Raw genomic sequence first — 25553 nt, 5'->3', positions numbered from 1 at the left:
ATCCTGACGCTATCAAACGCCTCCTTGATGTCAATAATGTTTCTATTTTGGAAAGGGGCGAACCTCCCACTTACCGGGCGACGTGTGGAGAGGCGGCCACACGCCAGATGCCAGGGCAGCGATATTGCGCTCCCCTGTCAAACGCGCAGGTTCAAAGATGTCAGCGCGTCTTCGGTTTGCGCGTGCGGGACTTCGGTGCCGGATCGTCGGGCGTGCGCGCAGCCTCGGCAGACGGTTCCCCATAGACGAAGTCCTCGGCCCGCTCCGTGCAGACCGCGATGATATCCGTGCCGCCCGGCGTCTTCGAGAGATAGGCGTGGCCCATACGGCTATCGATGTAGATGCTGTCGCCGGGCTCAAGAATCTCCGGTTCGTAGAACTCACTGTGCACTTCGAGCACGCCGTCGAGCACGTAAATCCACTCCTCACCGTCGTGGCTTATCAGCGGCCCGAACTCTTCCAGCGTAGCAGCGTGCACACGGCCCCTGATCGGCACGATGCGCTTGCGGCTGAGTTCGGGCGAGACATACAGATAGTCGTAGCTGCCCGTCTGGATGTTGCGCCCCTCGCCCTTGCGCGCCACGCTGCGCCGCCCGCCGGCATGAACTGCGGTTTGGGCGGTGTCGGTGAACAGGCTGCCGATATCAACGCCAAGGGCGCCAGTCAGCTTCGTCAATTTGTCGTAGGTGAGGCCGAGGCGATCGTTTTCCATCTTCGAGAGCGCCGACACCGAATAGCCGGTGCGCGCGCTCATCACGCTGAGGGGAATGCCGCGGGCTGTGCGCAACGCCTTGATTTTCCGGCCCAGGCCACCCTGCTCGATCATGTTCCTCACCACTCCAACTGCCGGGGGGGGGGGACTTATCGCAACTGCTTGCCATGCGCGCAATGTTTCCATATCGGAAAGCACTGAGAATTCGATCCGGGGAGGAAAAAGCATGTCGAAGACCGCGCTTCTGCTTTTGGGAATGGTGGCGCTGTCCACCCCCGCCGCCGCTCAGAGCTACGACATCCTCGTTCGCGGCGGCACGATTTACGATGGGTCGGGCAAGCCCGGCTATGTCGGCGACGTGGCCGTCAGCGGTGGAAAGATCGCCGCCGTGGGCAAGCGCGTGCGCGGCAAGGCAGCGAAGATTATCGAAGCGCGCGGGCTTGCCGTTACCCCGGGCTTCATCGATGCGCACAGCCATGTCGACTACGGCCTCGAAGAGCGCACGGGACCGATGCTCGACGAGCAGGATCTCCTCCAGGGCGTGACGACGATCCTGATGGGGCCGGACGGCTATTATTCACCAGAAAACATCAAGCAGCGCATGGCGCAGTTGAAGACGCGCGGCTCGGGCGTCAATTACAGCTGCTATGTCGGCCACAACGGCATCCGCGAGCAGATCATGCCCGGCATCCATCGCCCGGCGAATGCCGAAGAGACGACGGCCATGGCCGCGCTGGTCCGTGAAGGCATGGAGATGGGCTGCGTCGGTCTGTCGACCGGCCTGATGTACAACGGCGGCATGTTCAGCGACACGAACGAAGTCGTCGCGCTGGCGGAGCAGGTGAAACCGTTCGGCGGCACCTATGATTCGCACACGCGCAACCCATCCCTGCAAATGCTGAAATCCGAGAAGGAAGCCATCGAGATCGGAAAGCGGGCCGGGATTCCCGCGAAGCTCGGACACCTGAAAGCCACCGGCCTTATCAACAAGGGTCGCATCGGCGACGTTATCGCTGCGGTCGAGGAGGCGCGCGCCGCAGGTCAGGAAGTGGTTGCCGATCAGTATCCCTACGACGGTGCCGCCACCGGACCGCTTGCCGGCATCTTCGTGCTTCCGGGCGGCAAGGACATGCCGTCTGCGGCCGATGTCCGCGCGGCTCTCAAGGACCCGAAAATGCGCGCTGTCGTCCGCGAACTGACCGAGCACGGCGAGGCCGGCGGTTTCTCGTGGGTGAAAGCCGTCGGCTACGGCAACATGCGCATCGTCGACGCGCCGGGCGCTCCTGAACTCGTCGATCAGAACATCGAGCTGCTCGCAAAGGCATGGGGGATGGAGCCGTTCGATCTGGTCGCCCGGCTCGTCCAGGATCAGTCCGACGCGCTGCTCATCACGCTCGGCACGATCGACGAGGCCGACGTGCAAAAGCTGATGGTTCAGCCGTGGGTGATGATCGCGAGCGATGGCGGCTACAGCGCGCCCGAGGGGGCCGAGATCGACATCATGGGCTATCATCCGCGCGCGACAGGCAGCTTCGCCCGCGTGCTCGGCCGCTACAGCCGCGACCTCAAACTGCTCCCGCTCGAAGAGGCGGTGCGCAAGATGTCGAGCCTGCCCGCCGCGCATCTCAACCTCACCGATCGCGGCCTTCTGAAGCCCGGCCTCGCCGCCGACATCGCCGTTTTCGATCCGGCGAAGATCACCGACCGTTCAACCTACGCGCGTCCGGCGCTCCGCGCCGAGGGCATGGTCGCCGTCATCGTCAACGGCGAAACGGTGCTGGAAGGCGGAAAGGTCACAGGTGCGACCCCCGGCCGCTTCGTTGCGCGCGGGTTGGTGCCGTCGAAGCGATAGAGCCCCCTGGGTCAGCGACCGGGGGTCAGGCTGATCACGCGCTCGGCAACCTTTTCAACCGCCGGGCGCGTGTAGGTCATCGGCGCAAACTCGCCTGCCAGCCATCCTGGCAGGAAATCCCGGTAGTGCGGGCTTGACGCGTCCGCCGACTGGCCGGGCATGTTCATGAACACCGATTTGTCCCAGTCGCCGACGTCCATGACGATGCGCACGGAGGGACCATGGATGGCGGCGAGATCCTTGCCCGGCATCGCAAGCGCGACCGTGGTTCCCGACCCGCCCACCGGCTGCGGCCCGATCGTCATCGCCTTCAGTTCATCGGCGCGAAGGAGCGTGCCGAAGGGAGGCTTCAGTTCGAGGGTGTGCACGGCGCCCCACGTCCAGCTTTCCATCTGCGGCCCGAGCCGCCGCCGAAGCTCATCGAGCGTGGTGGAAAGGCTCTCCCGCAGCACGGTTTGAGTCGTCGCGGCCGCGTCCGGTCCAAGCACGGCATCGCGCGTTTCGAGGATACGCAGCGCAGCGTCTGCCGACACGCGCGGCGCCAGCGGCTGCGCATCCGGCGCGACGGCATGAGCAACCAGCGCGGCTCCGAGGTGTGATGCAAGCCATGTGCCCGCGATCGCGGCGGCAGCGCTGTCCGCACGCATGTCGCCGTTCCATCCCCGCAGTAGGTCGAGCGCCTGTGCGCTATCCTCATCCCATCCCTTCGTCTCGTTCAGCAGCGCCAGAAGGCGCAGCGCGGAGAGATCGCGTATATCCATCTGCATGGCCGCCGCATCAGCCACGGAGACGCGCTCTCGGCCGGAGAAAAGCTGCGCGAGGCGTTCGTAGCGACTTCGATCGGCGAATTCGAAGCCGAGCGGCACGTCGGCCGGATAATCCTCCGGCACGTTGCGTTCGTTCGCAGTGGCGATCCAGCCCTGGGCGGGATCCTTGACGCTCGGAAGGTTGCGCGGGGCATGAAACCCGTTCCACTCGTAACGTCCGTCGCCCGGAACCGGCATCAGCCCGTCCCAGTTCGGCCGCACGGGCGCAAGGCCCGCGGCGGTCCAGCCTATGGCGCCGTCCGGGCCTGCCCAGATCAGGTTGAGCGGCGGCGTGCCCCAGTGATCCGCAGCTTTCCTGAAATCCTCCCAGCTCGCCACGTTCGCAAGCCACGAGGCGGCGGCATAGGCGGAGGTTCCCGGTTCGGACCAGACCGAACGAACCGCATAGGCCCGGTTGTCCTTCGGGCTGCGATGGATGACAGGGCCATGCCGGGTGAAACGCAGGTCCACGCTGACGGGTTTCCCGCCCTTGACCGCGATCCTCTCCCGGACGACGCGCATCTTCTCCCACTGTCCGCGATAGCGATACGCGTTGGGGCGGCCCGGCTGCGTCTCGTAGACGTAGACGTCTTCCTGGTCCGTGCTGAAGATGGTGAGCCCGAACGCGCCCTTGCCGTTGTGGCCGAAGGAAATGCCGGGCACCCCCGGTTCGCCCGCGCCGATCAGCGACAATCCCGGCGCTTCAATGTGGACGACGTAGCGCAGGCTCGGCACGGTAAGCGCGCGGTGCGGATCGTTTGCCAAAATGGGCCGGCCGGTTGTGGTGCGCGATCCCGCGATCACCCAATTGTTGGAACCATCCTTCACATCGTCGGGAAGCGCCTCCGCCACTTCGGTCAACGTATCGAAATTCACGGGACCGGTGGCGAGCGCGTAGTCGTCCATGACGTTCGCATCGATCGTGCACGGGTCGAGTCCCTCCGGCACCTGCGGGGTATGATCGGGATAGAGGCGCTCCGTCACGCGCGCCGCATCCAGCCCGCCCTTGCAGACAAGGCGCGCGCGCTGAATCTCTGAGTCCGCGTTCATCACCAGCGCGTGGGTGCGGATGCGCACGACATCCTCCGCGCGCCAGCGCGCCGGTTTGCTGTCGGTAATCGCGAACTCGCGCGGCACCGGTTTCTTTCCGGCCCGCACCTCATCGACATAGGCATTGATGCCGGCAACGAAGGCTTCGTAATTGCCCTGCGCACCCGGCCCGTAGCGGCGCCATTCGCTCTTCATGTCGCCGCGATAAAGGAAAAGGCGCGCGGCGCGATCCTGCTCCAAATGCGTTTCGCCGAAGCTTTCGGACAGTAGCCCAAGGCCCCGCTTGCGCCACAGGTCGATCTGCCACAGCCGGTCGCGTGCGACGTTGTATCCCTGGAGAAAATAGGCGTCGTGCGTGTTCGCCGCATAGATATGCGCCAATCCCCAGCGGTCGATGATGATCTCGGCAGGCGCCTTGAGGCCGCGTACCTGCCCTGTCTCGGTGGGGGTCGCGTGGAGGGTGCTTGCCGAAAACAATACGGCAAGCGCCGCGAAGACCCGAAGTCGCCTGATCAAGCCGTGCCCTCCTTCATATCCCGGACTGTCTATAACAGCCTGAACGGCGAGCGGAAGGAACCGGCTTCGAATGTTTCCTTCGCCGGAGATCAGGCGTTTCCTATAATATCAAATCGCGCCGTTCCCCTTGTGTTGAGCACGGTCAGGACCATTAAAATCACAATAATACATTGATATTTATAAATTTTATTTCTTCTGGCTGTATCGTGCGGCGCCCTAACAAATTTAGTGTATATGAAAAGTCAGTCATATCGGAGACCATATCCGGCGCATCAGCAGGACGTTCGGGGCATGACAAAGTTCGGCAAGGCAAAGTGGATACTGGGCGGCACCGCATTCGCCGTGCTGGCGCTCGCCGCAGGCGCATACGGGTGGCTGCGCACATCGCTGCCGGACTATTCCGGCACCCGGCAGGTCGCCGGGATCAGTGACACACTGGAGATCGTGCGCGATGCGCGGGTGGTTCCGCATATCTTCGCCGCGACACGTGACGACGGCTATTTCGGGCTGGGTTTCGTCCATGGCCAGGATCGGCTCTGGGCCCTCGAAATGACACGCCGCGCCGCACATGGCCGCCTTGCGGAAGCGATCGGCGCCGATGGGCTCGGCACCGACAAGCTCGTCGCCGCGCTCGATATCGAAGCCATCGCCGATCGCACCGAACGCCAGTATTCGCCCGCAACGCGCAGCGCCATCCGCGCCTATGTCGCGGGCATCAACGCGGCGCTCGATGCGCGGCGCGGGGCACTGCCGCCCGAGTTCCTGCTCACCGGCACCGCGCCGGGGCACTGGGAGGCGCGCGACGTCAGCCGCGTGGCCGGGCTGCTGACGCTCGGCTTCGGAGACTGGCGCGACGAATTGCTGCGCGCGCGGCTGCTGCCCGCGATCGACTGCGATGCGCTGCGCTCGCTGTTCGCCTCCGCCGCAGACGCCAGTCCGGTGACGTATCCGGATGCGCCGCATGCGGCGGGCGCGGCGGCAGACACGTGCGGCGCGGTGGCGCTGAAGCCGGTGAAGACGGCATCGGCCGAATCGCTCCCCTTCGGCCGCGCGCTCCCCGCATCGAACAGCTGGGCGGTCGCAGGCACGCGCACGGCGAGCGGCAAGCCCCTGCTCGCCAACGATCCACATGGCCCGCTCACCGCCCCGGCGGACTATTATCCCGTCCGTATCGTCGGCGCGGATTTCGAGCTGGTGGGCGCCTCCCGCCCCGGCCTCCCCGGCTTCGCGACGGCGCGCAACCGCGACATCGCGTGGGGCATCACCGATGTGATGGCGGACCAGACCGACCTCTTCGTCGAACGCCTCGATCCCGCTGATCCAACGCGGTACATGACACCCACGGGGCCGCAAAAGTTCGTGACGCGCACGGTGACGATCCCGGTGAAGGACAAGGCCCCTGAGCGCATCGTGCTGCGCTACACCGCGCACGGCCCGGTGCTTTCGGACATCGACGACGAAGCCGCCCGGCTGGTGCGCGAGCAATTGCCGCCGGGCCATGTCGTCGCGCTCTCGGGCGTCGATTTCCCGCGCGGCCAGCCGATCATGGAAGCCTTCGCGAACATCGCGACGGCGCGCGACTGGCCGGAATTCGAGCGCGCAATCGCGGACTTCCATTTCCAGCACAATTTCGCGTTCGCCGATCGTTCGGGCACGATCGCGATGGCGACCGCCGCGCGCATCCCGCGCCGCGGCGGCGACGGCTTCCTGCCCGCGCCCGGCTGGGACGCGCGCTTCGCGTGGGCCGGCTACGCGTATCCGCAGGAGATGCCGCGAACGGTGAACCCGGCGCCGGGTTTCGTCGCCAACGCCAACAACCGCACGCTTACCGGAGACCGCTTGTACGACAGCATCGCGTTCGAGCCGGGTTGGCGCGCCGCGCGCATCGTGCAGCAACTCGGCACGGCGAAAAGCGCCGATCGAGAAACGATGCGGCGGCTGCAACTCGATACGGTCTCAGCGCAGGTCGCGGCGATGATGCCCATTCTCGCCGCGATGAAACCCGCCACGGCAGACGGCCGCGCCGCGCTCGCCGCGCTCCGACGCTGGAACGGCGACATGGCAACCGACCGGGCCGAGCCGCTGATCTGGTCGGCGTGGTACAGGACGACGGCAACGGCGCTTCTGGAGCCCAGGCTCGGCGCGCTTGCGAAGGACTATCTCGGCGCGACCCGCCCACGCCTTGAACGCCTGCTCGCAGGAGAAGGCGGCTGGTGCGCGCACGATGCCTGCCCGGCACTCGCCGCCCGCGCGCTCGATAGGGCGGTGAAGGATCTGCGCGCGCAACATGGCGACATAGACACATGGCGCTGGGGTGACGTGCACCGCGTGCGCTTCCGGCACGACATCTTCTCGCATCTGCCGCTCGTCGGGGCGCACCTCGTCGCGTCGCCCGCCGCGCCCGGCGACGCGACGACGGTAAACGCCGGGCTCTCCATGCTTTGGGGCGACGATCCCTATGCGGATGTTTACGGCGCGCGCTACCGGCAGATCGTCGATCTCGCCGATCCCGCGCAGAGTCTCTACATGATCGCGCCCGGCATGTCGGGCAACGTGCTGTCGCCGTGGTTCGGGCATCTGGCGGAAGACTGGGCGGCGGGGCGTTACTTCCCGCTCACCGGCAGCGCAACGGAACGCCGCAAGGATTCCGTGGGCGTGCTGATACTGAAGCCGCGATGATCAGCGGCTGTTCCGCTTACTGTCCGTTTGACCTATTGCGTCTGTTTGTTCGTTGAAACTCGCCGGGAGCGCATGGATGGGCCGACCGCCCACGAAACTCGCCGAAGCGCTGCGGGCACTGCGCCGCCGCATGGGGCTCACCATGTCGGAAGTCAGCCGCCGCACGGGCGTCGCCATCTCGACGCTCTCGAAGGTCGAATCCGGCAAGATGTCGCTCACCTACGACAAGCTCACGCAGCTCTGCCAGGGTCTCGGCGTCGATCTTGCCGATCTGCTCGGCGGGCCGGCGCCCGCGCAGGGCGACACGGCGAAGGGACGGCGCAGCATCAACCGCATCGGCGACGGTGTCGTCGTGCGCACCGAGCACTACGATCACTGCTATCTCAGCACCGACGTGTCGGGCAAAGCGTTCGTGCCGCTTGTCGTCTCGCCGCAGTCGCGTTCCTTTTCGGACTTTCCCGATTACGTCCGCCACGGCGGCGAGGAATTCGTCTACGTCTTGGAAGGTGCGGTCGAGGTGCACACGGAATATTACAAGCCGGTGATCCTGCAGGCGGGCGAATCCATGTGGATGGACAGCCAGATGGGCCACGCCTATGTGGCCCACGGCGACGCGCCGTGCCGCGTGATCGCGGTGTGTTCGGGGAACGAAACCGAGTTGATCGACGCGGTGAACGCGGTCGATCATCACCCCGCGCAAAAACCGGAATAAAGCCCCCGGAGATACGCAGTCCCGACCTTGTTCATGACAAGAGTTTCCTATACGCTAAACTTGAATTTAACTTCAAAAAGGCTGCCCACTTGAAGATTGCCGACTTCAGCGCCTCCAAGGCCCGCGGCGCGCTCACCGTGCCACTTGCCGCATTGGCCCTCGCCGCCTGTGCAGGCCAGCCCGAACACGTGGATCTGCTCCTCCGCGGCGGCCTCGTCTACGACGGCACGGGATCGCCGCCGCGCGCCGTCGATGTCGGCATCGCGGACGGCCAGATCCGTTTCGTAAAGAAGGCGTCGTCGCGTGTCGTCGCCGCGCGGACGATCGATGCCGGCGGCCTCGCCGTCGCGCCGGGCTTCATCGATGCGCACAGCCACGCTCCCGAAGCCGTGGAGCGCATCGAGGGACCGTTCATCGACGCGCAGGATCTGTCGCAGGGTGTCACCACGATCATGGCGAGCCCCGACGGCGGCCTCTCGCCGCGCGTGATGCGCCAGCTCCAGGCGGCGCTCACCGCAAAGGGCATGGGGGTCAACTACGGCTGCTACGTCGGCCACAACGGCATCCGCGAAGACGCGATGCCGGGCGCGCGCCGCACCGCGACGCCCGAGGAAGTCGAACGCATGGCGGCGCTTGTGCGCGAAGGCATGGAGATGGGCTGCGTCGGCCTTTCCACCGGGCTCATGTACGATCCCGGCATGTTCGCGACCGAGGCCGAGGTGCAGGCGCTTGCCGCCGCCGTGAAGCCCTATGGCGGCACCTACGATTCGCACACGCGCGATCCCGGCTTCCACATGGTGGAGTCGGAGCGCGAGGCGATCGAACTCGGCAAGGCCGTTGGCATCTCCGCGAAGCTCGCGCACCTGAAGGCCACCGGCCTCATCAACAAGGGCCGCATCGGCGAGGTCATCGCGATGGTCGAGGCGGCGCGCGCGCAAGGCTTCGATATCGTCGCGGACCAGTACCCCTTCGACGGCGCGACCGTGCGCGCGGTCTACGACCTCTTCGTCCTGCCCGACGGGCGCGGCGACCGCCAGGTGACGGAGACGGAAGTACGCGCCGCGCTCGCCGACCCCGCCCGCCGCAGCGCCGTGCGCGAGGCGACCGAGAACGGCGTCGACAAGGGCTTCTCGTGGATCAAGGCGGTCGGCTACGGCAGCATGAGAATCGTCGATGCGCCGAAAAACCCCGACCTCGTCGATGAGAATATCGAGCTGCTCGCGAAGAAGCGCGGCATCGCGCCGTTCGATCTTCTCGCCGACCTCGCCGCCCTCAACAATGTCCGCGTCACGCTCGGCACGATCGACGAGGCGGACATCCGCGAACTCATCGTGAAGCCGTGGGTGATGGTCGCCAGCGACGGCGCCTATGTCGACGCGCAGTCGCTTGCGCGCGGCTATGCGCATCCGCGCGCCAGCGGCAGCTTCACGCGCGTGCTCGGCCACTACAGCCGCGACCTCAAACTGTTCCCGCTCGAAGAGGCGATCCGCAAGATGACTGGCTTTCCCGCCGCGCATCTGGGGCTTGCCGATCGGGGCCGGCTGATGCCGGGGCTCGCGGCGGACGTCGTGCTGTTCGATCCCGCGACCGTGGCCGCGCGCGCCACCTATGCGGACCCGGGCGCTTTTTCCACCGGCATCGCCACGGTGATCGTGAACGGCAAGGTCGCCTTCGAGAATGGCAAGCCGACCGGCGTCACCGCAGGCGAGTTCGTGCCGAGGAAACGCTAAAGGCAGCGCTATCGCTGGTCTTCGACCACTGCCCGCAGTGGCGACGGCGCGGCGGCTTTGCCGCAGCGCTCCAGTTCGTCGATGGTGGCTCTCGCCAAAGCGCGGTAGGCTGGAAGCACTTCGGGGCAGTCGTCCGCGAGTGCGGCCAGGTGCCCGCGGATCATGTTTGCATCGCCGCGCAGCAGCGGCCCGGAAAGCGCGTCAAACCCCTTCGCGATGCTGTTTTCGAGCGAAGCCCGCACCAGCGGCGCGACAAGGGTTTCGGGGTGTTCGACGCCCGCCGCATGGAGCGCGCGTGTCGCCCCCGCGAAGAGCGTGACGAGGTGGTTCGCGGCGTGGGAGAGTGCCGCGTGATAAAGCGTGCGCCGGTCTTCGGCGATCTCCATGGCGACGCCGCCCAGCGCTTCGACCACCCTCCGCGACTGCCGCGTCGCCTCGGCGTCCGATCCGGTAATCGCGAAGCAGGCGCCCGCCATGCGCTGGACTTCGAGTTCGGGGTTGCCCGTGAAGGTCATCACCGGATGGATCGCCGCCGTCCGCACACCCAGGAGGCGGAGCGGTTCGAGAACGGCAGCGCCGCTGCCGCCGCTGACGTGGAAAACCAGCGCGCCCTGCCGAAAACGAACGCCCGCGAGGACGTCCACGATCTGCGGCAGTGCGTCGTCCGAAACGGCGATGGCGATCACGTCGCATTGCGCTGCGATCCCCTCGAGCGACCGTGCCGCCGACACGCCTTCCGCCTGCAAACGTCCCGGTGTCCGGCCCCACATCATCGATCGGCCGCCGAACCCCAGCGCCAGTGCGCGGGCGACCCGGCCCGTCCCCACGATGCCGACCTGCCCGGCGATCACGCCGCCGCCTCGCTCTCCAGGATCGGCAATTCCGTCGTCGACTTGATTTCCGAAAGCGCCACCATCGAATGCACCTCCTGCACGCCCGGCAGCTGCGAGAGTTTTTCAAAAAAGAAGCGTTCGTAAGTTTCGATGTCGCGCGTGACGATGCGCAGCATGAAATCGACCGGGCCGAGCAGAACGAAGCAGTCGAGCACTTCGGGAAACTCGCGGATCGCATCGGAGAATTTGTGGAGATTGGATCGCCCGTGCCGGGTGAGCTTCACCTGCGCGAACACCTGCGTGTTGAGACCCATCTTGCGCCGATCGAGGAGGCTCACCTGCGCCTTGATATAGCCCGCCTCTTTCAGCCGCTGGATGCGCCGCCAGCAGGGGGCCTGAGACAGTCCGACCTCCTCGGCGATTTCCGTCGTGGGCCGCGACGAATCCCTCTGAAGGATGGCGAGGATCTTGCGTTCGAACGGGTCCAGCTCATCCAGCATGATCTATTCCACTAGAGCGTCGTTACAGCATAACTCATTCCCTATATCGCTCAGCACACACATACGAGCAATTTTTATCAGCCGAATGCGTGTTACGCTTTGCGTGAAAGGGAGGTCCGATGGTCCACCGGCCGCACGAAGTCAGCGATTTTCAGGAAGATATCCACGTCGTCAGCAATGCGGATGGCGAAGTGATCGGCGTCATCGCCATTCATTCTACCGCCCTCGGCCCCGCGGCGGGCGGATGCCGCTTCTGGCACTACGACAGCCATGCCGACCTCACCGCCGATGCGATCCGGCTTGCGCGCGGCATGAGCTACAAGAACGCGGTCGCCGGGCTGCCGCTCGGCGGCGGCAAGGCGGTTCTGCAACGCCCAGCCGGCAGCTTCAATCGCGCCGCGCTGTTCCGCGCCTTCGGCGATGCCGTGGAAAGCCTTGGCGGCGCCTATGTCACCGCCGAAGATGTCGGCACTGCTGTCTCCGATATGGAGCGTGTTCGCGAGCGCACACGCTATGTCGCCGGCCTTGATGCGGAGCCGGGCAAAAGCGGCGGCGACCCCTCGCCGTGGACCGCGCGCGGCGTGTTCGAAGCGATGCAGGCCGCAGCCCGCTTCGCGCTCGGCAGCAACCTTGAAGGCCTCACGGTTGCTGTGCAAGGCACAGGCAATGTCGGCGCTGCGCTCTGCCGTATGCTGCGCGCAGCAGGCGCGCGGCTCGTCATCGCGGATGTCGACCGCCGCCGGGTCGATGCGCTCGTCGCCGAACTTGGCGCCCGCGCCGTCGGCGTCGATGAAATCCTCGCCGCGGATGCCGACATCCTGGCGCCCTGCGCGCTCGGCGGTGTCCTCAGCAGCCGCACGATCCCCAGTCTTAAGGCGCGCCTCATATGCGGCGCGGCAAACAATCAGCTTGAGACCGAAGCCGACGGCAAGGCGCTCGCCGCACGCGGTATCGTCTACGCGCCGGATTATGTTGTGAACGCCGGCGGCATCATCAACGTATCCGCGGAATATCTCGGCGAAGCGCCCGAAGCGGTCGAGCGCCGCATCGCCGAAATCGCGCCGCGCCTCACCGCCATTCTCGAATCCGCTGCCCGGGAACACATACCCGCCAATACCGTTGCCGATACGCTCGCCCGCCGCATCATCGCGCGCGGACAGCGTGCAGCGGCATGAGCGGGCGCAAGGACATATCTATGCTCAAGAACAGCACGCGTCTGCACATACCGGAGCCGGGCTGCCGCCCCGGCGAAACGCCCGACATGTCGCATATCAAGGTGCCGCCCGCAGGCGAGGTCCGCCGACCGGCCGAAGACACCGACCCGGCCGAGATTCGCGATCTCGCCTGGGCGCTGATCCGCGTTCTCGACGACGCGGGCAACCCGGTGGGCGACTGGAACCCCGGACTTTCCGCCGACATGCTCGAAAAGGGTCTGCGCGCCATGATGCTGACGCGGGCCTACGACGCGCGCATGGTCCGCGTGCAGCGGCAGGGCAAGTCCAGCTTCTACATGAAGTCCACCGGCGAGGAGGCCGTCGCCGTCGCTGCCGCGCTCGCGCTCGAATACGGCGACATGTGCTTCCCCACCTATCGCCAGCAGGGTCTGCTCGTGGCACGGGACTGGCCGCTCGTCGACATGATGAACCAGGTTTATTCGAACAGCCGCGACCGCCTGAAAGGCCGGCAGATGCCGGTGTTTTATTCGAGCCGCGAGGCGGGCTTCTTCTCGATCTCCGGCAATCTCGGCACGCAGTACAGCCAGGCTGTCGGCTGGGCGATGGCGTCCGCTTCGGCGAGCGACAGCCGCATCGCCGCCGCCTGGATCGGCGAGGGCGCAACGGCGGAAGGGGACTTCCACTACGCGCTCACCTTCGCCAGCGTTTATCAGGCGCCGGTCATCCTCAACATCGTCAACAACCAGTGGGCGATCTCGTCCTTCTCCGGAATCGCGGGCGGCGAACGCACGACCTTCGCCTCGCGCGGTCTCGGCTACGGCATCCCCTCGCTTCGGGTGGACGGCAACGACTTCCTTGCTGTCTACGCCGTCACGCGCTGGGCAGCGAACCGGGCACGCAGCGGCCTTGGCCCTACGGTGATCGAACTTTTCACGTACCGCGCCGAAGGCCACTCCACCTCCGACGACCCAAGCAAATACCGGCCCGGTTCGGAAGCCGCCGTGTGGCCGTTCGGCGATCCCATCGAGCGACTGAAAGCACACATGATCGGCGCCGGTCTCTGGAGTGAAGATCGCCACGCGCAGCTTGAAAAGGAACTGGAGGAAGAGGTGCGCCGCGCAGGCAAGGAATCCGAAAGCTACGGCACGCTGAAGGAAGGCGCGCGTATTCCGGCCTCCACCATGTTCGAAGACGTCTACAAGGAGATGCCGCCGCATCTTGTCGAACAGCGCAAGCAGGCGGGGGTATAACGCCGTGGCGACGATGAACATGATCGAGGCGCTCAACAGCGCGATGGACGTGGCGCTGACGCGCGACCCCGCCGTCACCATCTTCGGGCAGGACGTCGGCTATTTCGGCGGCGTATTCCGCGCAACCGACGGTCTCCAGCGCAAGCACGGCCTCACCCGCGTATTCGACGCGCCGATCTCCGAAGGGGGCATCGTCGCCGTCGCGGTCGGCATGGGCGCTTACGGCAAGCGGCCGGTCGTCGAGATTCAGTTCGCGGACTACATCTATCCCGCCACCGATCAGCTGATCTCCGAAGCTGCGCGGATGCGTTATCGCACGGGAGGTGAATGGTGGTCCCCGATCACCGTGCGCAGCCCTTATGGCGGCGGTATCTACGGCGGCCAGACGCACAGCCAGAGCCCCGAAGGCATCTTTACGCACGTCGCGGGCCTCAAGACGGTGATTCCATCCAACCCCTACGACGCCAAGGGGCTGCTCATCGCCGCGATCGAAGATGACGACCCCGTGCTCTTCTTCGAACCGAAGCGCCTCTACAACGGCCCCTTTGACGGCCATCACGACAAGCCCGTCGAGCCATGGTCGAAGCACCCCGCAAGTGAAGTGCCAGACGGGCATTATGTCGTGCCACTCGGCAAGGCGAACGTCGTGCGCGCCGGGGGCGCCGTCACCGTACTCGCCTATGGCACGATGGTGCACGTCGCGCTCGCGGCTGCGCAGGAAACGGGTATTGATGCCGAGGTCATCGACCTGCGCACGCTCGTCCCGCTCGATCTTGAAACCATCACACAGTCCGTGAGCAAGACCGGCCGCTGCGTCGTCGTCCACGAGGCGACGCGCACCTGCGGTTTCGGAGCTGAACTCGCCGCACTCGTGCAGGAACATTGCTTCTTCGATCTCGAAGCGCCGATCGAGCGCGTGACGGGGTGGGACACGCCCTATCCGCACGCGTTCGAATGGGAATATTTCCCGGGACCCAAGCGCGTCGGCGATGCGCTACGCCGCGCGATGGAGGCGTAAGGTCATGGCGAATTACGTCTTCAAGCTCCCCGACATCGGCGAGGGCATCGCCGAAGCCGAACTCGTTCAGTGGTACGTGAAGCCCGGTGACGTAGTCGCCGAGGACCAGCCGCTTGCCGACGTGATGACCGACAAGGCGACCGTCGAACTCACCTCGCCCGTATCCGGCACTATCGTTGCAATCCACGGCGAGGTCGGACAGCTCCGCCAGATCGGCTCGGCGCTCGTCGAATTCGCGCTGGAAGGTGAAGCCCCCGCCGAACCCGAAGCGGAAAGCCCGCCTGCACCTTCCCCCGCTGAGCCGCTGCCCGCAACCGAACCCTCAGCCACGCGCCCGAAGGCCTCGCCATTGGTGCGCCGTCTTGCGAAACAGGCCGGCGTGCAGCTCGAAGATGTGAAGGGTTCCGGCCCATACGGCCGCATTCGCCGACCGGACTTCGAAGCGCACATCTCCGCCGCGCAGCAATCGCAACCCTCGCGGTCCTCTGCCGATGAATTCACCGAAGTGAAGCTCGTCGGCCTGCGCCGCAAGATCGCCGAGAAAATGGAAATCTCGGCGCGGCGCATCCCCCACTTTGCCTATGTGGAGGAGGTCGATCTCACGGCGCTTGAAGCCGCGCGGGCAGAGCTCAATGCCCGCTACGGCGAACGCCCCAAGCTGACGCTGCTGCCCTTCTTCGTTCAGGCTCTCGTCCGCGTGCTGCCGCAATTCCCGCAAATTAACGCGACATTCGATGATGAAGCGGGCATCGTTCGCCACTATGCGCCCGTCCACGTCGGCATCGCGACGCAGACCGACAACGGCCTCATCGTGCCGGTCGTCCGCAATGCGCATGATCTCGGCCTTTGGGACCTCGCCGCGGAGATCGCCCGCCTCGCCGCCGCCGCGCGCGACGGCACCGCCAAGCGCGACGAACTCTCCGGCTCCACGATCACGATCACCAGCCTCGGCACGCTCGGCGGCATCGCGACGACGCCCGTCATCAATCACCCCGAGGTGGCGATCATCGGGCCCAACCGCCTCGTCGAACGCCCGGTCGTGCGCGGCGGCGCGATCGATATCCGCAAAATGATGAACGTCTCGTCGTCGTTCGATCACCGCGTCGTGGACGGCTACGAGGCCGCGCGCTTTATCGGCGAGGTGAAGGCGCTTCTCGAATCTCCGACGCTGCTGCTGGCGCGCTGATCCTACTGCGCGCGCCGCGCGGTGAGGATGCGCACGGGGCTGGCGATCATCTGCCCCTTCATCACGCCTTGCCCGAGCGTCGGCGAGGTCGGCGCATTCATGATCTTGCGCACCGTGTCCATGCCCTCGACAACGCGGCCGAACACCGCAAAGCCGAGATTGTCGCCGGGTTTCGACGGGTCGGCGTTCAACGAATCGAGCGCACCGATGGTGATGAAGAAATCGCCGTCGGCGCTTCCCGGCGCGCCGCGCGCCATCGAGATTGCGCCGTCGATGTGCGAAAGGCCGGTCTTGGTCGTCGGCTCGTGCGCGATCTTGGGCAGCACCTTCTTCGGGTTGCCCTGCGTACCGCCCTGGATGAGGCCGTAGCTGCCGTCGTCCGAAAGTTTCATCGCACGATAGAAGGCCGTGCCATCCAGCCGCTTTTGATCGACGTAGCGCAGGAAGTTCGCAGTCGTCAGCGGTGCGCGTTCTTTCTCCAGTGCCAGCACGATCGGCCCCTCGCTGGTGGTGATCGCGACACGCACGGTCTCGTAGACCTTCTCCGGCACAGGCGGCGGCGCGGGCGGCGCTTCGGCTGGCGTCGCCAGAATCTGTGGTTCAGTCCGCGGCTCGGTTTGCGCGAGCGACGGCATGGCGACGGCAACGGCGAGCAGCGCGGTGCAAAGGGCGGTCAAGCGAATCATGCCGGCAAGGTTAGTGCGGCTTGCCGTCGGGCGGAATCGCAAATCCGTCTCCCTTAGCCGACGAACGCGCGTTCAATCACATAATGGCCGGGCTCCGCGTTCGATCCTTCCAAAAATCCGAGAGCCTCGAACCGCGCGGCGAGCGACCGGATCATCGTCATGCTGCCGCACATCATCACGCGGTCGATTTCGGGGTCGAACGCTTTCGGCCCAGTCAGCGGGGGGCCGAACAGCGTCCCGTCCTCGATCAGCGCGTCGATGCGTCCAGTGGTGCGGAACGGCTCGCGTGTCACGGTCGGCAAATAAGAAAACTGCAAGAGCGCCTGATCCTGCACCAGCGGATCGCCCGCGAGGTGACTTTCCAGATCAGTTCGGTAGGCAAGGTCGCTCACCTGCCGCACCGAATGCACGAGCACGATCTGGTTGAACCGTTCGTAGATCTCGGGATCGCGCACGAGGCTCATGAACGGCGCAAGGCCCGTGCCTGTCGAGAGCAGGAATAGCCGCCGTCCCGGCAGCAGCGCATCGGCAACCAGCGTGCCCGTCGGCTTGCGGCCGAGGAAGAGCTGGTCGCCGGGCTCGATGCGCTGCAACTGCGCGGTGAGCGGCCCGTCCGGGACCTTGATCGACAGGAATTCCAGATCCTCCGCCCATGCGGGGCTGGCGATCGAATAGGCGCGCAGTAGCGGCCGCCGCTCGCCGGGCAGACCGATCATCACGAATTCGCCCGACCGGAAGCGGAAGCTCGGCGGTCGCGTGATCGTGAAGCTGAACAGATGTTCGTTCCAGTGCCGCACGGCGCACACGGTCTCCACTGTCAGCGCATCAGAAGGCGCGAGGATGCGGGCTGCCACGGCGCGGTCGCTCATGAATAGTCTTTCGTCTCAAGCTGGCGAATCGCGTGCCCTTTTACGCTATTGAGAATGATTTGCAAATAGTCATCCACTGCTCATGCAACGGGACAGAACGTCGCGGAACACCGCGTCGCATTGCAGCGGTCGCGCTGCCCGCCGAAATGTGCTAGCCGGGTCAAACAGATAGGCTGACGGCAAGGAGTCGCCGCTGTGTTCGAATCGCTTTTTGGTGCCATTGATGCCGTGCTGCTGGCACGCATCCAGTTCGCGTTCACAGTCAGCTTCCATTTCATCTTCCCCGCCTTTTCGATCGGGCTGGCGAGTTACCTCGCCGTGCTGGAAGCGCTCTGGCTGAAGACCGGCCAGGACCATTACCTTGATCTCTTCCGCTACTGGCTGAAGATCTTCGCGGTCGCTTTCGCGATGGGCGTCGTTTCGGGCATCGTCATGTCCTACCAGTTCGGCACGAACTGGTCGGTGTTCTCCGACAAGGCCGGGCCGGTCATCGGGCCGCTCATGGCCTATGAAGTGCTCACCGCCTTCTTCCTTGAGGCGGGCTTCCTCGGCGTCATGCTGTTCGGCATGGACAAGGTGGGGAAGAAACTGCACTTCACCGCGACGCTGATGGTCGCGATCGGCACCTTCATCTCCGCCTTCTGGATTCTCAGCGTCAATTCATGGATGCAGACCCCCGTCGGCCACATCCTCGGCGAAAATGGTCAGTTCCTGCCCGGCGACAGTTGGTGGACGATCATCTTCAACCCGAGCTTCCCTTATCGCCTGGTCCACACTGTGATCGCCGCCTATCTCACCACGGCGTTCGTCGTCGGTGCGGTCGGTGCATGGCATCTGCTGAAGGACCGTGCGAACCCGCACGCACGCATCATGTTCTCGATGGCGATGTGGATGGCCGCGCTCGTTGCTCCGGTGCAGATCTTCGCAGGCGACATGCACGGGCTCAACACGCTCGAACACCAGCCGGTGAAGGTGATGGCGATGGAGGGCCACTATCGGAGCCACCCGGAAGGCGCGCCCTTCTATCTCTTCGGCATACCGAACAGCAAAGAGCAGCGCATCGACTTTGCGATTTCGATTCCCAAGGCCTCATCGCTGATCCTGAAGCATGATCTGAATGCGCCGCTCGCGGGGCTCGACACCGTGCCGCGTGAAGAACATCCGCCCGTGGGCATCGTGTTCTGGGCGTTCCGCATCATGGTCGGCATCGGAATGTTGATGTTGGGAATCGGCATGTGGAGCCTCCTCGCCCGCGCGAAGGGCCGCCTTTACGACTGGCCGCTGCTGCACCGCGCGGCGATGGTGATGGGGCCGTCGGGCTTCGTCGCCGTCATCGCGGGCTGGGTCACCACGGAGGTCGGACGCCAGCCGTACACCGTCTACGGCCTGCTGCGGACCGTCGACAGCGCCTCGCCGCTTGCGGCACCTGCCGTGGGCGCCTCGCTCGTCGCGTTCGTCATCATCTACTTCGCCGTATTCGGCGCGGGCACGTGGTATATCCTGAAACTGATGTCGCACCGGCCGAAATCCGGTGAAGCGGGCGTCGAGGCCGAACCCGGCCCGACCCGAACAGCCGGCATCACCCCCGCACCCGCGCTGGAGGGCGGACAATGAGCGTCAACATCGATCTGACCACCGTCTGGGCGTTCATCATCGCGTTCGGCATCTTCGCCTATGTCGTGATGGACGGCTTCGATCTGGGCATCGGCATCCTGTTCCCTGTCTTCAAGGGCGAGGAACGCGACCAGGCGATGAACGCGATCGCACCGGTGTGGGATGGCAACGAAACGTGGCTCGTGCTCGGCGGCGGCGGGCTGTTTGCGGCCTTCCCGCTCGCCTATGCGATCATCCTGCCCGCCACCTATCCGCTCATCATCGCCATGCTGCTCGGCCTCGTCTTCCGCGGCGTCGCGTTCGAGTTCCGCTGGCGAGACCCCGCCCACCGCGCCTTCTGGGACGTGGCGTTCACCGGCGGTTCGCTCATCGCGGCGTTTTCGCAGGGGATGATCCTCGGCGCGATCCTGCAGGGCATCGCGGTCGACGGCCGGGCCTATGCGGGCGGCTGGCTCGATTGGCTCAGCCCCTACAGCCTGCTCACCGGCGCAGGCGTTGTCGCGGGTTACGCGCTGCTTGGCGCGACGTGGCTGATCGTGAAGGTCGAAGGCGGCGCGCTCGATCATGCGTACCGCCTCGCGGGCCGCGCCGCCATCGCCACGCTCGCGCTGATGGTCGCGGTCAGCCTCGCGACGCCGCTGCTCGAACACCGCTACTGGCAGCGTTGGTTCGATATGCCGAACATGCTCTTCACCAGCCAGGTGCCGCTGCTTGTCGCGATCGTCACCTACTTCCTGTTCCGCACGCTCAAAAAGCGCGCCACGTGGTCGCCGTTCTTGCTGTCGCTCGGCCTGTTCCTACTCGGCACGATCGGCCTCGGCATCAGCATGTTCCCCTATGTGATACCCGACAGCGTCACGATCTGGGACGCTGCCGCGCCGGAACGCAGCCAGGTGTTCATGCTCGTGGGCGTCGTCCTCGTCATGCCGCTTATCCTCGCCTACACCGCGTGGGCTTACTGGGTGTTCCGCGGCAAGGTCGGCAGCCATGGCTACCACTAGGCGAAGCCCCGGCGACGCTGCACCGCTCTGGAAACGCCTCGCCTGGATGGCGGCGATCTGGGCGGCGAGCGTCGCGGCGCTCGGCATCGTCGCGATGCTACTGAAAATCTGGCTGCGCTGAACTTTCAGGCCGGGTCGTCGACGCCGAGGTGACGCCCCGTCGCCCGCTTGTGCGCCCGCAGGATCGTCACGACATCCGCCTCGCGGTCGAACTGCATCCCGAACCGGCCGTGCTCCGCCCATCGCACGACACCGGCGAGCGGCGCATTGCCCGGCAGGTCCACCACCACGCGCGCACCAATCTCGGGGTAATAGGGGCTGCGCAGCCGCATCCCGCGTGCGGAAATTTCCACGACGGTCGCCGGGCCCGCCCACCCCCGCGTCCGCATCCGCGCCGACCAGAACAGCGCCAGCGACCGCGTGGCACCGCGCCGCTCCGGCCCTCCCGCGAGCGCTTTGCCGCCGTCACCGCGCCATGTGGGAAGTACGCCCTGCAACTTTGCAAAAAACTGGATCATCTGAGCCGCCCCTTGTCGAAGCTCGTGATCCCCCGTAGCGCCGATGTGCCCTCAAAAGTGTAAACAAACCTTTAATATGCACCCGCGGAAGTTGATTGCGCCGGCAATGTTGCAATTCCTGCAACGATCGATGCAGACTTTGCGGTGGTCAGCATCCCTTCGCAGGTGCAACAAAGGGCCTGCCAGAAATGGCGATCCTCCCCAAGGATTTTACTATTAGGGCCGGCCTTCGGGTCGGCCCTTTTCTTTTCAGGGCTGTTGCGGGAATTTCAGGCGGTGGCGGAAAGCGCGCCGGCTTCGGGCCGCACGGCGGATTCGGCCTGAATCCAGTCGCGGAACCGCCGCAGTGCAACGTCGGAGGCGCCCGGCTTCCGGGAAACCCACCAATAGCTGTAAGGCGTCGCGACGCTTTCGCCGAACGGCCGCTCCAGCCGGGCATCGCCTTCATAAAAGCGTACCGAGTCCTCAAGCGTCAGCGCGATGCCGAGCCCGGCCTCTGCCGCTGCGATCAGCATCGGCCCGCTGTCGTACTGCTCAGTGCGTCCGAGCGCGTTCTCATCGAGCCCCATCGCCTGCAGCCACAGCGGCAGCACCTTCGAAAGCCCGCCGTGCAGCAGCAGCGTGTGTTCGCGCAGCGCCTCACGCACGGGCGTTCCTGGCGGCACGAGACCCGGCGCGCAGACGGCAAAGCCCGCCTGCGGCTTCAATTCGCAGGATTCAGCCCCTTCGGGCACCCTTTCAGCAAACACGATGATGGCATCAAGGCTGGCGCCAAGCTTTTCGAACGGCGCGCCCGATGAATCGAAGCGCAACGCAATATCGGGATAGCGCGCGCGGAAGCGCGCGAGGCGCGGCAGCAGCCAAGCGCTCGCATAGGAGGGCGGTACACCGATCGCGAGGCCGCGCTCCCCATCCGCGCGTACATCACCCAGAATGCGGCCGATGGCATCGAAGTGCGGTGCGATCTGCGTGAACAGCCGGGCGCCCTCGGGTGTCGGCTTCAGTTCATGGTGCCGTCGCTCAAACAACGGCCGCCCCACGTGCGCCTCCAGCGACTGCAGCCGCCGGCTCAGCGCGGAAACGGAAAGGTTGAGCTCGGTGGAGGCCGCGCGCAACGTCCCGCCGCGGTAGGTCGCGACGAATGCTTCAAGTGAACCCATCGGCGGCAGGCGGCGCATGTTACGCCGCCAAGGCCGGTCCGGCGAGGCACCGGCTAAGCATCATGCCCTCACTGGCTTCCACCCGCTCCGCACCGTTGCGAGCGGCGATTGCAGGCGCATTGTTGCAACGCAGCATAATTTTGGCAAGAGTTGAAACCTTATTCGGAATTTTTCCTGATCGGGGGTCAAGGCATTCCATGGACTTACGCCCGCCGTTGCAAAACCAGAAACCCACGTTGCCAAGGTCGCAATGGTCGAAAGGGGGTCATTTTATATGCTGCGACGCACAAACGAACGGTTTTGATCGTTTGCTGAGCAGGGAGACTCATCATGAAGATCATTCTCGGTCTGGCCGTGGCAAGCATGATCGCCGGCGTATCCGCACCGGCTGCCGCCGCACCATATGGTTTTTATAACTCGCGCATCGATTTCACCCATACCCCGACAGGCTATGAGGTTACAGGCCGCAGCACCGCGAGCGGCGTGCTGTTGCTGAAAGGCGAACACCCCGACACGGGCAAGACCTTCGATCTCCGCGTTTCGCGCAAGGGCCACATCACCGGCACATGGGAAGGCGCAGCCGTCGATCGCTGGGTCGGCGGCGAGGAAGCCCCGCGGCTGCTCGCCCAGCGCGAGTTCGACTAAGCATCGGCATCACGACGAAAAGGTCTTGCCGGCACACCGGCAGGGCCTTTTTCACGTTTCCAGGCATCGCGCGACGTTGACCTCCGCCGCCGCCTTGTGGCAAGCGGGCGCAGCCTCGGGGCGCGGGTGTAGCTCAATGGTAGAGCAGAAGCCTTCCAAGCTTACGACGAGGGTTCGATTCCCTTCACCCGCTCCAGCGTTACGACTGCGCCATCGCCGCTTCCCGCAGCGGATAGAGTTCGATGTTCTCACGTCGAATGCGGAGGTCGAGTGCTTCGACGAGTGCCCACGTCGCGGTCTGGAAGGCCTCCCATTCGCTCGTGATGCGGTCCTCGCTCCATTCGAGCATGTAGGCGTTGAAGGCAGCGGCGAGCCCGCCCATTTCGCGCTGGAAGTTGAGCGCCAGCGTGCAGACCCGCGGCGAGCCGTCCCGGACCAAGGCGGGGTAGAGCCATTTATCCTCGACAGCGAGGTGCGCGATCAGCACGCGCGCAAGCCGCCAGCGGCACTTCGCGACCTCCAGACGGTCGCGCGCGATCACGGCATTGATCAACGCCTCGGACATTTCCCCGATCTCGTCGTGCTGCTTGCGGAGCGTCTGTGTATCCATGCGCGTGCCCTTCTCGCAGCGCAGCATCGGCGTGACACGTTGCAATCGGCTTAATGCGTTCGCTCAGGCGGGCTGCGTGCGCGGTAAAACGACGGGAAGATAGAGCGACAAATAGGCGCAGGTGGCGCGACCGGCCTCGTCGGTGAAGACCTCCGTGATGTGGCCGTGCCGGATCACCGAAAGCCCAAAGAACAGGTCGGCGATCTCGATCGCGCGGAAGAAGATTTCGGGCGTGTCGGCAAGCTCGGGAAGCTCGAAATGCGCGGAAATCTGGTCTTTCAGCTGCCCAGCGATGGCAAAATCGTTCTGCCGGTCCTTCAGCTTGATTGCCGAGGGGGCCTTGGGGCCGATCAGGAGTTGCATGGCGTCGCGGTTCGCGTTGAAGAACGCCGCGCCGCAGCTCACGAAGCGGATGACGGCCTGCCGCCAGTCCGCACAGTCCGACGCCGAAACGCTATCGAGATCCCTCTGGATTTCGGTCTCCATGTCGCTCGCGGCGGCCTCGAAAACTTCGAGCACGTGGGAGAAGAAGTGGTAAGCGGAGCTTTTGGGGATTCCGGCGGCGTCCGCCACGTCCGTCAGCGAAATCTGGTCGATCTCCCGTTCGCGCAGCAGCTTGCGGCTTGCTTCGATCAGGATCGCGCGGCGCGTGCGTCCCCGCTCCTGTGTTCGTCTCGCCGATCCGCCCACGCGCCGCCTGTCCGTCCCGTTGCCCGGCCCATCGCCCCAAGCCTGCGATCACTCATTGATCCGCCGCGTGAAGTCAATTCGAATTTAATCCGGTTACCATTCCAACATTGGCCCCTTTTGGACCCACAACGGGGTTGCTTCCAAACTTTACAAATCGAATTGATTCGAAATATAGTACCTGAAACGACGCGAATTGCGTTTCAGGGAGGGGAAAACCACATGCGCAGCAATCCGTTTATCCTTAGATCGCTGAAGCTCGCCCTGCTTGCGGGCGCTGCATTCGCGCCAGCCGCGGCCGCGGCGCAGGAAGCCGCCGTCGTAGACGATGCGATCGTCGTCACCGCGCAGAAGCGCGAGCAGAATCTGCAGGACATCGGCCTCTCGGTCTCCGCAATCGGCGGCGCTGCGCTTGATTCGATGGGCCGACAGGACGTGACCGCGCTCGCAGGACAGGTGCCGAGCCTTCAGGTCGCGCAGTTCAGCCCGACGATCACGGTGTTCAACATCCGCGGCGTCTCGCAGAACGACTTCGCCGATTCGCAGGAAGCGCCGATCGCGTTCTACAACGACGAGGTTTATGTGAGCGCGCTGGGCGCAATCAGCGGCCAGATGTTCGATCTGGAGCGCGTCGAGATTCTGCGCGGTCCGCAGGGTACGCTCTTCGGCCGCAACGCCACCGGCGGCCTCGTGCAGGCGATCACAAAGAAGCCGACGAGCACATTCGAAGGCTTCGGCACGCTCACCGTCGGCAGCTACGGGCAGATCGCAACCGAAGGCGCGGTGAGCGGCCCCCTGTCCGACACCGTGCGCGCGCGCCTCTCGCTCACCACCAACCATCACGGCGGCTATATCGAAAACCGTATCGGCAAGGATCTCGGCAACTCCCGCTTCTTCGGCGGACGCTTGCAGGTTGAGGCCGATGTCGGCGCGAACGGCACGCTGCTTGTGAAACTGCAGGGCCTGCGCAACAAGGACGAGACGAGCGGCGGACTCTTCACGCACGTCGCTGCGGGCTTCAATGAAGACGGCCTCGGTTATGCGCTCGGTCCGAACGAAGATTTCTGGGGAACCTGCGGCGGCTGCGATGCATTCGGCTACCGCGATTCCGATGATGACCCCTTTACCGGCGAATTCGATTACGGCGGTTATTTCGACCGCAAGTTCTGGAGCGCCACAGTCCGTTACGAGCATGATTTCGGCGGCACGCAGCTCACCTCGATCACCGATTATCAGGATCTGAAGAAGCGCTACGCCGAAGACAGCGATATGTCCGCGCTGCCGATCTTCCATTATGATACAGCGCAGGATCTCTATCAGCTTTCGCAGGAACTGCGCCTTTCGGGCGAAAACGACCGTCTGACGTGGCTCGGCGGTATCTACGGCCTCAAGATCAAGACCGAAAACGCCTACCAGATCGATGGCAGCGCGATCCTCGGCTTCATCGAGAATTACGGCGGCACGCAGAAGACTGATTCCATCGCGGTGTTCGGTCAGGCCGAATACAAGGCGAGCGACCAGGTGAGCCTCATCATCGGCGGCCGCTACAGCTGGGATTGGAAGAAGTACGATTATGCGCATGCCGAAAACGGCGTGACCGATTTCGTGTTCAATCCCTCCACGAACCCGGATCTTGCAAAGCAGACGTTCAAGTGTTCCCCGTCAGCGCCAATGGCACAGATTTGAGGTTGTGATTTGAGGAGGGTTGGGTCTTCGTCGCAGTGACGAAGGAACGAAGATGAAG

General features: G+C 64.9%; 23 protein-coding genes and 1 tRNA gene. 14 read left to right on the top strand and 10 right to left on the bottom strand.

Annotation, left to right across the window (positions count from 1 at the left end):
* Positions 1–160: 160 nt before the first annotated feature.
* The gene (locus tag H2052_RS14270; protein ID WP_293782915.1) at positions 161–826 is read right to left on the bottom strand and encodes an XRE family transcriptional regulator; all 666 of its coding nucleotides are present in this window, start codon (positions 824–826) and stop codon (positions 161–163) included.
* Positions 827–938: 112 nt separating this feature from the next.
* On the opposite strand from H2052_RS14270, the gene H2052_RS14265 reads away from it, so the two are divergent.
* Positions 939–2564, top strand: a complete 1626-nt coding sequence (locus H2052_RS14265) for an amidohydrolase family protein (protein ID WP_293782912.1) — start codon at positions 939–941, stop codon at positions 2562–2564.
* An 11-nt stretch (positions 2565–2575) separates the two neighbouring features.
* On the opposite strand, the gene H2052_RS14260 is transcribed toward H2052_RS14265, so the two are convergent.
* Positions 2576–4936, bottom strand: a complete 2361-nt coding sequence (locus H2052_RS14260; RefSeq protein ID WP_293782909.1) for a penicillin acylase family protein — start codon at positions 4934–4936, stop codon at positions 2576–2578.
* A 291-nt stretch (positions 4937–5227) separates the two neighbouring features.
* Here H2052_RS14260 and H2052_RS14255 point away from each other — a divergent pair, with 291 nt between their 5' ends.
* From H2052_RS14255 to H2052_RS14245, 3 genes are all read left to right on the top strand, one after another.
* Positions 5228–7615, top strand: a complete 2388-nt coding sequence (locus H2052_RS14255) for a penicillin acylase family protein (protein ID WP_293782906.1) — start codon at positions 5228–5230, stop codon at positions 7613–7615.
* 76 nt (positions 7616–7691) lie between these two features.
* Complete coding sequence (locus H2052_RS14250; RefSeq protein WP_293782903.1) at positions 7692–8327, top strand: XRE family transcriptional regulator; 636 nt, start codon at positions 7692–7694, stop codon at positions 8325–8327.
* An 89-nt stretch (positions 8328–8416) separates the two neighbouring features.
* Positions 8417–10057 carry an amidohydrolase family protein gene (locus tag H2052_RS14245; RefSeq protein ID WP_293782900.1) on the top strand — a complete coding sequence of 547 codons (1641 nt, stop codon included), beginning with the start codon at positions 8417–8419 and terminating at the stop codon, positions 10055–10057.
* An 8-nt stretch (positions 10058–10065) separates the two neighbouring features.
* Here H2052_RS14245 and H2052_RS14240 read toward each other — a convergent pair whose 3' ends face one another.
* Positions 10066–10908 (bottom strand): DUF2520 domain-containing protein, encoded by an 843-nt coding sequence (locus H2052_RS14240; RefSeq protein WP_293782897.1) that lies wholly within the window; start codon positions 10906–10908, stop codon positions 10066–10068.
* Positions 10905–11390 carry an Lrp/AsnC family transcriptional regulator gene (locus tag H2052_RS14235; protein ID WP_293782894.1) on the bottom strand — a complete coding sequence of 162 codons (486 nt, stop codon included), beginning with the start codon at positions 11388–11390 and terminating at the stop codon, positions 10905–10907. The genes H2052_RS14240 and H2052_RS14235 overlap by 4 nt, the downstream gene beginning before the upstream one ends.
* 119 nt (positions 11391–11509) lie before the next feature.
* Here H2052_RS14235 and H2052_RS14230 point away from each other — a divergent pair, with 119 nt between their 5' ends.
* From H2052_RS14230 to H2052_RS14215, 4 genes are read left to right on the top strand one after another with little or no spacing between them, the layout of a single operon-like run.
* Complete coding sequence (locus tag H2052_RS14230) at positions 11510–12565, top strand: Glu/Leu/Phe/Val dehydrogenase dimerization domain-containing protein (protein WP_293782892.1); 1056 nt, start codon at positions 11510–11512, stop codon at positions 12563–12565.
* Positions 12566–12585: 20 nt separating this feature from the next.
* Positions 12586–13815, top strand: a complete 1230-nt coding sequence (locus tag H2052_RS14225) for a 3-methyl-2-oxobutanoate dehydrogenase (2-methylpropanoyl-transferring) subunit alpha (RefSeq protein WP_293782889.1) — start codon at positions 12586–12588, stop codon at positions 13813–13815.
* A gap of 13 nt (positions 13816–13828) precedes the next feature.
* Complete coding sequence (locus H2052_RS14220; protein ID WP_293783030.1) at positions 13829–14833, top strand: alpha-ketoacid dehydrogenase subunit beta; 1005 nt, start codon at positions 13829–13831, stop codon at positions 14831–14833.
* A gap of 4 nt (positions 14834–14837) precedes the next feature.
* Positions 14838–16019: a dihydrolipoamide acetyltransferase family protein gene (locus tag H2052_RS14215; protein ID WP_293782886.1), complete on the top strand. Its 1182-nt coding sequence runs from the start codon at positions 14838–14840 to the stop codon at positions 16017–16019.
* A 2-nt stretch (positions 16020–16021) separates the two neighbouring features.
* On the opposite strand, the gene H2052_RS14210 is transcribed toward H2052_RS14215, so the two are convergent.
* Positions 16022–16705: a peptidylprolyl isomerase gene (locus H2052_RS14210; RefSeq protein WP_293782883.1), complete on the bottom strand. Its 684-nt coding sequence runs from the start codon at positions 16703–16705 to the stop codon at positions 16022–16024.
* A 53-nt stretch (positions 16706–16758) separates the two neighbouring features.
* Positions 16759–17574 carry a ferredoxin--NADP reductase gene (locus H2052_RS14205; RefSeq protein ID WP_293782880.1) on the bottom strand — a complete coding sequence of 272 codons (816 nt, stop codon included), beginning with the start codon at positions 17572–17574 and terminating at the stop codon, positions 16759–16761.
* A 195-nt stretch (positions 17575–17769) separates the two neighbouring features.
* On the opposite strand from H2052_RS14205, the gene H2052_RS14200 reads away from it, so the two are divergent.
* From H2052_RS14200 to H2052_RS14190, 3 genes are read left to right on the top strand one after another with little or no spacing between them, the layout of a single operon-like run.
* Complete coding sequence (locus H2052_RS14200; RefSeq protein ID WP_293782877.1) at positions 17770–19188, top strand: cytochrome ubiquinol oxidase subunit I; 1419 nt, start codon at positions 17770–17772, stop codon at positions 19186–19188.
* On the top strand, positions 19185–20189 hold the full coding sequence (cydB, locus tag H2052_RS14195; RefSeq protein WP_293782874.1) for a cytochrome d ubiquinol oxidase subunit II: 1005 nt from the start codon (positions 19185–19187) through the stop codon (positions 20187–20189). The genes H2052_RS14200 and cydB overlap by 4 nt, the downstream gene beginning before the upstream one ends.
* Complete coding sequence (locus H2052_RS14190) at positions 20176–20310, top strand: DUF2474 family protein (RefSeq protein ID WP_293782871.1); 135 nt, start codon at positions 20176–20178, stop codon at positions 20308–20310. The genes cydB and H2052_RS14190 overlap by 14 nt, the downstream gene beginning before the upstream one ends.
* 4 nt (positions 20311–20314) lie before the next feature.
* Here H2052_RS14190 and H2052_RS14185 read toward each other — a convergent pair whose 3' ends face one another.
* Both H2052_RS14185 and H2052_RS14180 read right to left on the bottom strand, forming a co-directional pair.
* Positions 20315–20707 (bottom strand): PilZ domain-containing protein, encoded by a 393-nt coding sequence (locus H2052_RS14185; protein ID WP_293782868.1) that lies wholly within the window; start codon positions 20705–20707, stop codon positions 20315–20317.
* Between the two features lie 269 nt (positions 20708–20976).
* Entirely contained in the window at positions 20977–21885 is a 909-nt protein-coding gene (locus H2052_RS14180) for a LysR substrate-binding domain-containing protein (protein WP_293782865.1), read from the bottom strand.
* 312 nt (positions 21886–22197) lie between these two features.
* On the opposite strand from H2052_RS14180, the gene H2052_RS14175 reads away from it, so the two are divergent.
* Positions 22198–22512, top strand: a complete 315-nt coding sequence (locus tag H2052_RS14175) for a hypothetical protein (protein WP_293782862.1) — start codon at positions 22198–22200, stop codon at positions 22510–22512.
* A gap of 122 nt (positions 22513–22634) precedes the next feature.
* A tRNA-Gly gene (locus H2052_RS14170) sits at positions 22635–22708 on the top strand.
* A gap of 3 nt (positions 22709–22711) precedes the next feature.
* On the opposite strand, the gene H2052_RS14165 is transcribed toward H2052_RS14170, so the two are convergent.
* Complete coding sequence (locus H2052_RS14165) at positions 22712–23122, bottom strand: hemerythrin domain-containing protein (protein WP_293782859.1); 411 nt, start codon at positions 23120–23122, stop codon at positions 22712–22714.
* Positions 23123–23185: 63 nt separating this feature from the next.
* Complete coding sequence (locus H2052_RS14160; protein WP_293782855.1) at positions 23186–23812, bottom strand: TetR/AcrR family transcriptional regulator; 627 nt, start codon at positions 23810–23812, stop codon at positions 23186–23188.
* A gap of 219 nt (positions 23813–24031) precedes the next feature.
* Between H2052_RS14160 and H2052_RS14155 the strand changes: the two genes are divergently transcribed.
* A complete protein-coding gene (locus H2052_RS14155) occupies positions 24032–25495 on the top strand; it encodes a TonB-dependent receptor (RefSeq protein ID WP_293782852.1) in 1464 nt (487 codons plus the stop codon).
* The last annotated feature ends 58 nt before the right edge of the window (positions 25496–25553 follow it).

Source organism: Sphingosinicella sp., assembly GCF_013911755.1.
Taxonomy (GTDB): domain Bacteria; phylum Pseudomonadota; class Alphaproteobacteria; order Sphingomonadales; family Sphingomonadaceae; genus Sphingosinicella.
This window is presented reverse-complemented; position numbering and strand designations above follow the sequence as displayed.